Source organism: Aeromonas sp. S2(2024), from assembly GCF_041402505.1.
In the GTDB taxonomy this organism is placed as follows: Bacteria; Pseudomonadota; Gammaproteobacteria; order Enterobacterales; family Aeromonadaceae; genus Aeromonas; species Aeromonas media.
On sequence record NZ_JBGLRL010000053.1, the window covers coordinates 1 to 1239 of the forward strand.

Sequence of the window (1239 nt, forward strand, 5' to 3'; positions counted from 1 at the left end):
TGTAGTGGTCAACTAAATCCGGACACTTGGTTAGGCCGATCCTCGGCTTTTGCTGGCGCGATCCCGTCATTGTGTTGATGTGGACGCCGCCAGTTGTAGTAATCCATCAGGTAATAGCTGATATCCCGCTTCGCCTCCCGCAGGTTCATATATCCCGTTGTCGGGAGCCACTCTGTCTTCAGACTCCTGAACAACCGCTCCATCGGTGCATTATCCCAACAGTTGCCACGCCGACTCATACTCTGGGTCATGCGATAGCGCCACAGCCGCTGCCGAAATACCCGGCTGCCATATTGGCTGCCTTGGTCTGAGTGAAACAGCACACCTGATGGGCAACCCCGCTGCTGATAGGCCATCTCGAGCGCTTTTATTGCCAGCTCTGCATCAGGCTTGTCAGACATCGCCCAGCCCACGACTCGGCGGGCATAAAGGTCGAGCACCACCGCCAGATAATTCCAACGACCACCTGCCCAGACGTAGGTGATATCGCCACACCACACCTGATTGGGCTGCTGGACATCAAATTCACGGGCCAGCAGATTGGGAATATCCGGTCGTTCAGACCGGGCGACCTGATAGCGATGAGCGCCCGGTTGCTTGGATACCAGACCGACCTCCTTCATCAGACTGCGCACTTTGAATCGGCCAATCTGATGCCCCAGCTCACGCATCATCGACATCAAGGCGCGGCTGCCCGCTGAGTTCCGGCTCTCTTTGAACAAACGGCGCAACTCGCTGCGTTGCTGCATCCGCTCACGGTTAATCGTCCGCTTGCGGGCCAGATAGTCGTAAAAACAGGATGTTGGAACATCGAAAGCACAGCAGACCAGAGTGATAGGGGCTTGCTCTCTTAATCGGTCTATCAGCGCGTACGTTTGAACTCGTCCGTCATCAAGAGAGCCGTAGCCTTTTTTAGAATGTCCTTTTCGCGCTCGAGCCGGTTGATGCGGGCTTCCAGCTCCTGGATTTTCTGCTGCTCCGGGGTCAGCGCTTTGCCGATTGGGGTGGTGCCGGTTCGTTCGGATTGAAGCTGCTGAACCCATCGGCGAAGTATGGTTTCACCGACATCCAGTGAACGGCTGGCTTCGGGGACAGAGTATCCCTGGTCGAGTACCAGGGATGCGGCTTCGAGTTTGAATTCAGCAGTAAATGAGCGACGTAATCTTGTCATTGAACACCTCAAGTCATGGTGGCGACTGTACCACCTAAAATGGTGTCCGGGATGATTAGACCACTACA

General features: G+C 55.3%; 1 protein-coding gene. It reads right to left on the minus strand.

Features of this window, described 5'->3' with window-relative positions; genetic code table 11:
- Positions 1–8: 8 nt before the first annotated feature.
- Positions 9–1171, minus strand: a protein-coding gene (locus ACB039_RS20880) for an IS3 family transposase (RefSeq protein WP_125730119.1) whose coding sequence is annotated in 2 segments (ribosomal slippage) — positions 9–916 and positions 916–1171 — 1164 coding nt in all. Because the reading frame shifts where the segments join, the coding sequence is not laid out codon by codon here.
- Between the last annotated feature and the right edge of the window lie 68 nt (positions 1172–1239).